We start from the raw sequence: 5,446 nt of genomic DNA on the forward strand, positions 1-5,446 counted from the left end.
GTGGCAATCGAGGATTTCGAACTGCTGGCCGGCGAGGAGCGCTTCGACATCGCCTTTGCGATGCGTGTCGGGGCATTGGACGGCCGCCATCCGGAGATTGTGCAACGCGCCCTTGAACGATTGCGGGCCGCATTGAAACCGGCGGGACGGCTGTTCATCGACACGGGGCATCCGGTTCGGGAGATCAGGCTGGACAGGTAACGGGCTATGGATTGAGCGCGGGAATTGCCGTTGAACCCCTGCTGAATTAAACGAGCGGCATAACAACAGGGGACGCTTATGGCCGATATCGACCTGCATGCCTTGTCGCTGGCCGAACTGAAGCAGCTGGAAAAGAACGTGGCGAAGGCCATTGCTTCTTTCGAGGATCGCCGCAAGGCCGAGGCCCCTGCGGCGGCGGAAGCGGTGGCAAAAGAGCACGGTTTCTCGCTGGACGAACTGGCGGAAATGACATCGGCGCAAAAGCGGGTCACCGTGGCACCGAAATACCGCCACCCGGAAAACACCGAGATCACCTGGAGCGGTCGTGGCCGCAAGCCCGCCTGGATCGTCGAGGGCCTGGAAGCCGGCAAATCCCTAGAGGACTTCGCCATCTGATCAGGGAGGGCAGGGGAAATGTTCCAGCCCTCGAATGCGGTGCGGCTGCATGTCTCCCTGGCCGGGATCGAGCCGGAGATCTGGCGGCGCCTGGTCGTTCCCTCCGGCTGGACGCTGGACCGGCTGCACCTGGTCCTGCAGGCGGCCTTCGGCTGGACCGACAGCCATCTGCACGAATTCCGCATCGGCGGGTTGCGCTACGGCGATCCGGCCCTGCTGGACGACGGCTTCGGCGGCCCCCCCGTTTTCGACTATGCCGAGGTCCGGCTGCAGGATTTCGTCGGGCGCGACGCCGGCTTCACCTATGCCTACGATTTCGGGGACGGCTGGCAGCACCTGATCCGGATCGAGGACTGGCTGGCGCTCGACCCGGCGCCTCGCCATGCGCTCTGCCTCGAAGGCGGGCAGGCAAGGCCGTCCGAGGCTGTCGGCGGGCCGCGGGGCTACGCGGATTTCCTCGGGATCATCCGCGATCCGGCGCACGAGGACCATCGCTCCACGCTGCGATGGGCGGGCGGGCATTTCGATCCGGAATGGTTCGATCTCGACCTGATCAACAAGGATCTGCGCAATGCGCTGCGCGTGAACGCGTGGCGCCGATTGTATCAGCCGAGGCCGAAGGCGCAGAGGGGTTAGCAGCGCGTATATCACCGACACCTGATCGCCGGATCACCTGGTCGGGGTGATGGATTGGTTGTGACGGGTCTCCCACCGGCTTGGCCCGTCGCGATACCGCCGTGCGCTGATGACCATGGCCTTGGAAGCGTGAAGGCTCGGGCGTCGGCTTGGATGGTAGAGGAACAGCCGTCGAGCATCGGCGACCCGTCATCCAGCACCCGCGCCAGCGCGCCGGCTGGGATATTCGCGGCGGCGATATCCTCGGGGGCATAGGCGATGCCGAAGCCGTTAACAGGCGCATCGATCATGGCGGAGCAGTTGTTGGTTCGTCGTCCGTTCACGCGACCCCACAATTCCTGTCCGCCCTTTTCCAACTCCCAAGCATAGCGCCCCAAGCCGACAGGTCCTAAGACCTCTACGCCACCAACCGGTTCGCCATCGCTGTCAGGCGACGTTTCGGGGTAGGCGCTGAGGGTGCCATCTCGTCTGTAATATCAAGTTTCCTCAGCGCCATGAGGGCGCTTTTCGCCATTTCCGGGGAAACCCTGTCGACGGAGGCACCGCTTGCAATTCGGATGAGTGCCTGAGTGACGGTATCCGCGCCGATCGGGGTCCCGTCCTGTGCAAGGCGCAGAATCACGCGACCGAATGTAAAGGCGATCATGTCAGGGTTATTAGTGTAAAGCAAATTATTACCCTCCTAATAATGTCAACCACCTGCGAGGAATCTCCAAGGGATGACCAATCTACAGTTGTATGTTTGCCAATGTCTTCACCCAGGACAAGTGAGTTCAATGCACGGAGACCAGGAGAAAAAAGCATGACTCGCAGAGGCTTAGGTGAAAATATTGAAGCAAACACAACTTGGACGATAACTCGACGGGCATGAGAGCGTCTGTGGGAAATACCACAGGCGATGTTTACTTGGCCTCACGCCTGAACCCCTTGTTAGATCGATCTTAACCCTTGTTGGCGGAACCATTCGGCATATGTTGGCATATCTCGTTGCCGGCGTCATCGGAGGCATGACGTCGGCGGTTATCACTTTCGCACTGGGCTACGGCCGGGTCGCGGTACTCTCTTGTTATGTCGTCTTCGGCATCGCCGGCCTCATCGCCGCCATGCCGATGCGGCTGACTGTCTCATCCCGGGCAAAAAGCCGGGTGAGGTGGTGGGAATGCGACGCGGTGAAAGATCTGCGCAGAGCCGGATAAGTGCCGCTCCTGCAGCGATGAAGGGCGGATAGCACCCTGGATCGCGCCGCATCCCACCGATCCGAATACCAGACAAAGATACATGTTTAACCAGCCACTCGCCTCGGATGACCGGGGCATAATGGATGATTTCATTATGCTCGGCTTCACCGTGCCCGGGCTTCCGGTTTCCGCGATCTGGCTGTTTCTTAGGATTGAATATGACCCGTCAAAACCATAGCGGCAGGAATCTCTGCACCGATGCGACCAGCGTCTTTCACAGGTTGCTGGCTGAAACAGGCTACCCGCCCAGTCTCGAAGAGGTGGCCAGTGCGCTCGATGTTTTGCCTTCGACCATGATGTCCGTCTTTCGTAACGGGGCGCATCTGATGGAGGTGGCGGTGGAAAGCGCGCTGCTGCGGCTTCACGATCGCTGCATCCGGGTCACGGCGGTGATCGACTGTGCTGACCCGATCGCCCAGCTGGAAGCACTTGCCGACGCCTATATCGGCCGGGCCATCGATCATCCGGGCGTATTCCTGGCCTTCCATTCGCCGGCTCTCGGCGCGCTGCGGGAGAACGATCGCTTCACCCGCTTCGAGCGATCGGTGATCGTGCTGATGCAGCGGCTGCTGGTCCGTGCGAAGAAGGGCGGGCTGCTGGCCGGTGAGGACAATGCGGAAGTACTGGCGGAATTGATCCGCGCCCTCATCTGCGGTGCGCTGCACAAGGTGATGCTGGAACGCCTTCCACAGGGAAAGCCGGACCCAGAAGATTTGGCGGAGATGCGTGCGAACCTTCGGTTGCTGCTGCAGCGGCTGGTCGGATAGCTGCGACCTGAGTTCTCTTTTCCCTTCGGCCTGGTTGCGGCGACGTGATTGATGAGGGCGGGCCGATACCGCGCTTTCCATGACCGGCTTTCGAGGTGGTCGCGGCAAGCTCTTCTTGAGTTGCTGGCGTCGCGCTGGCCCGCAGACCCGGCAGGGCATCGTGGCGGCAGCATGCCCTGTGAGCGAGGCGTCGGTCGACGGGGATGATCCTCGGACTCGCCGCTCGAACCATGCCCTCCGAGGAACCCGGCCTTCTCGCCCGGTAGATGCTGGGTCCCCATGTCGCGACGCCTATTGCATCCGGCCGGTCGTGGTGGCCTTGCGCCGGGCGGCACCATATTGCCGCCACAACCCCAGGGAATACAGCGCCAGTGCCGCCCAGATCAGCGGAAAGGCGATCCTTCGCGACTGGTCGAACGGCTCGCCGAAGACCAGCACCGCGCACAGAAAGATCAGCGTCGGCGCGATATATTGCAGGATGCCGACCGTGGTCAGCCGCACCAGCTTGGCGCCGTTGGCATAGAGCATCAGCGGGACGGCCGTGACCACGCCGCAACCGAGCAAGAGCAGCGTGTCGGCGCCCGCGCCCGTGCCGAAATGCGACTGGCCGGTCAGCGTCAGCCACAGCAGGATGGCCGCCGCAAAGGGGCACAGCACCAGGACCTCGAGCGTAAAGCCCTGGTTGGGACCAAGTGGCAGGCTCTTCTTGCAATAGGCGTAGAAGCCCCAGGTCAGGGTCAGCCCCAGCGCCACCAGCGGCAGGCGGCCTGCCTGCACGGTCATGATGACAACTGCGACCGCGGCCAGCGCGATGGCCATGAGCTGCGTCCGTCCCAGGCGCTCCTTCAGCAGCACCGCCCCCAGGAAAACGCTGAACAGAGGGTTGATATAATAGCCCAGCGCCGCCTCCATCGCGTGATCGTTGATGATCGCCCAGACATAGACCAGCCAGTTGACCGAGATCAGCATCGCCGTCAGCACCGCCATTGCCAGCAGGCGCGGCGTGCGCAGCGCCGCGATCACCTCGGCCGCGCGCCCTTGCCAGATCAGCACCGCCGCCGCGATGGGTAGCGACCAGATCACCCGATGGGCGACGACCTCGACCGGCGGCACATGCGCCAGCGCCTTCATGTAAAGCGGCAGAAAGCCCCAGAGGACATAGGTCAGGATCACCAGGACCAGGCCACGGGGGGAATCGCTGTTGAGATCGGCAGGGCTGCTCATATCGGTTGCATAGGCTGCAATCCGCGGCCGTGCCAGACGCTGCGGTGCCTGGTCCGATAAGCTGGCCTCTGATCGACAATCGCCAAGGGTGAAGGGGCGCCAGAATCGCGAAAAACCTGCGTCGACCCGATCGGCCTCTCCTTTTCCCTTGGTAACAGCCCGATGGAGGATCGAGATGGGGCAAGGATATGTGCCTGAACTACATGATCCGAACCGTTGCAAGGCCAAGGAGCAGTTGAATGCTCCGTTGGCCGACGATGACGCCCATCACCTGTTCGAGGCAGTCGTTGCCGCACTTGATGCGGAGAGGAGGTTCGATCTGCCGGCTGCTTGTATGCTCGGTAAGTCAAGGGCGGCCCCGAGCCGCCGGTCGAGAGACCGGCGACGCTGCAGCGCGGCTTTCTCAGACCGGACAGCCGTGCTTGCCGCAACGATTTGCCAGGGCTCGCCGAGACCAGGATCATCGTGGAAAGGTGGCGATGCCACTAGAATACCGTGCGCCCGCATGGATCGCTCGGCTACAAGCCTCCGGCTCGGGAAGTCTTCATCCCCGCGTTTCCAGCGCGGACAGCTCGACAACCTGGGCCAGCAACGCCGTCCGCGCTGGAAACACGACCAGCATTGCACCAACAATCAAAATGGGCCCGTCATCGGGGGCCGATGGACAAGGCAGCCGGGCGTCGATCAGGGTTCCGCAGACCGGCAGCCACGCCCCGGCGTCGCGTCAGGGTGAGGCGGATCCCTGCGCTGCATATACCAGCAAGACGAGCCCTTGGGCGGCAACGGCGAGAGCCGAGGGCGCGACCAGCATCACCGCTGGGCCGTATGCCGGCATGCCGGCCTTGCGCCGTCGCTCGATGGCGGGCAGGGGGGCTCCCGATCGGCCCCCCGCGCCTGGAAGGCCTTCAGCCATGGTTTTCCCTGTCGTTACAGGTCCGCGCAGGCTGCACCGGCTATGCCTCGCGATCCTTGCGGCGCTGCGTG

General features: G+C 62.9%; 6 protein-coding genes and 2 pseudogenes. 5 read left to right on the top strand and 3 right to left on the bottom strand.

All coding sequences use genetic code 11. The features are described 5' to 3' along the window. The 3 genes and pseudogenes from FE811_RS25505 to FE811_RS25515 all read left to right on the top strand — a co-directional run. A pseudogene (locus tag FE811_RS25505) lies at positions 1-201 on the top strand (SAM-dependent methyltransferase); the annotation flags it as partial. Between the two features lie 78 nt (positions 202-279). After that, on the top strand, positions 280-597 hold the full coding sequence (locus tag FE811_RS25510) for an H-NS family nucleoid-associated regulatory protein (protein ID WP_116221785.1): 318 nt from the start codon (positions 280-282) through the stop codon (positions 595-597). A gap of 18 nt (positions 598-615) precedes the next feature. Then, positions 616-1,233 carry a plasmid pRiA4b ORF-3 family protein gene (locus FE811_RS25515; protein ID WP_116221786.1) on the top strand — a complete coding sequence of 206 codons (618 nt, stop codon included), beginning with the start codon at positions 616-618 and terminating at the stop codon, positions 1,231-1,233. Between the two features lie 11 nt (positions 1,234-1,244). Here FE811_RS25515 and FE811_RS25520 read toward each other — a convergent pair whose 3' ends face one another. Both FE811_RS25520 and FE811_RS25525 read right to left on the bottom strand, forming a co-directional pair. Further along, complete coding sequence (locus FE811_RS25520) at positions 1,245-1,610, bottom strand: hypothetical protein (protein ID WP_140849310.1); 366 nt, start codon at positions 1,608-1,610, stop codon at positions 1,245-1,247. Positions 1,611-1,630: 20 nt separating this feature from the next. Then, on the bottom strand, positions 1,631-1,879 hold the full coding sequence (locus FE811_RS25525) for a hypothetical protein (protein WP_116221787.1): 249 nt from the start codon (positions 1,877-1,879) through the stop codon (positions 1,631-1,633). A 750-nt stretch (positions 1,880-2,629) separates the two neighbouring features. Here FE811_RS25525 and FE811_RS25530 point away from each other — a divergent pair. Beyond that, a complete protein-coding gene (locus FE811_RS25530) occupies positions 2,630-3,238 on the top strand; it encodes a TetR/AcrR family transcriptional regulator (protein ID WP_140849312.1) in 609 nt (202 codons plus the stop codon). A gap of 291 nt (positions 3,239-3,529) precedes the next feature. On the opposite strand, the gene rarD is transcribed toward FE811_RS25530, so the two are convergent. After that, positions 3,530-4,462, bottom strand: a complete 933-nt coding sequence (gene rarD, locus FE811_RS25535; protein ID WP_116221790.1) for an EamA family transporter RarD — start codon at positions 4,460-4,462, stop codon at positions 3,530-3,532. Positions 4,463-4,906: 444 nt separating this feature from the next. Here rarD and FE811_RS28530 point away from each other — a divergent pair. Next, positions 4,907-5,026: pseudogene (locus FE811_RS28530) on the top strand (integrase core domain-containing protein); the annotation flags it as partial. Positions 5,027-5,446 lie beyond the last annotated feature (420 nt).

It is taken from the genome of Paracoccus sp. FO-3 (assembly GCF_006386455.1).
Lineage (GTDB): Bacteria > Pseudomonadota > Alphaproteobacteria > Rhodobacterales > Rhodobacteraceae > Paracoccus > Paracoccus versutus.

Coding starts and splice junctions, on each gene's coding strand:
- FE811_RS25510 (WP_116221785.1), top strand. CDS start 280: ATGGCCGATATCGACCTGCATGCCTTGTCGCTGGCCGAACTGAAGCAG.
- FE811_RS25515 (WP_116221786.1), top strand. CDS start 616: ATGTTCCAGCCCTCGAATGCGGTGCGGCTGCATGTCTCCCTGGCCGGG.
- FE811_RS25525 (WP_116221787.1), bottom strand. CDS start 1,879: ATGATCGCCTTTACATTCGGTCGCGTGATTCTGCGCCTTGCACAGGAC.
- FE811_RS25530 (WP_140849312.1), top strand. CDS start 2,630: ATGACCCGTCAAAACCATAGCGGCAGGAATCTCTGCACCGATGCGACC.
- rarD (WP_116221790.1), bottom strand. CDS start 4,462: ATGAGCAGCCCTGCCGATCTCAACAGCGATTCCCCCCGTGGCCTGGTC.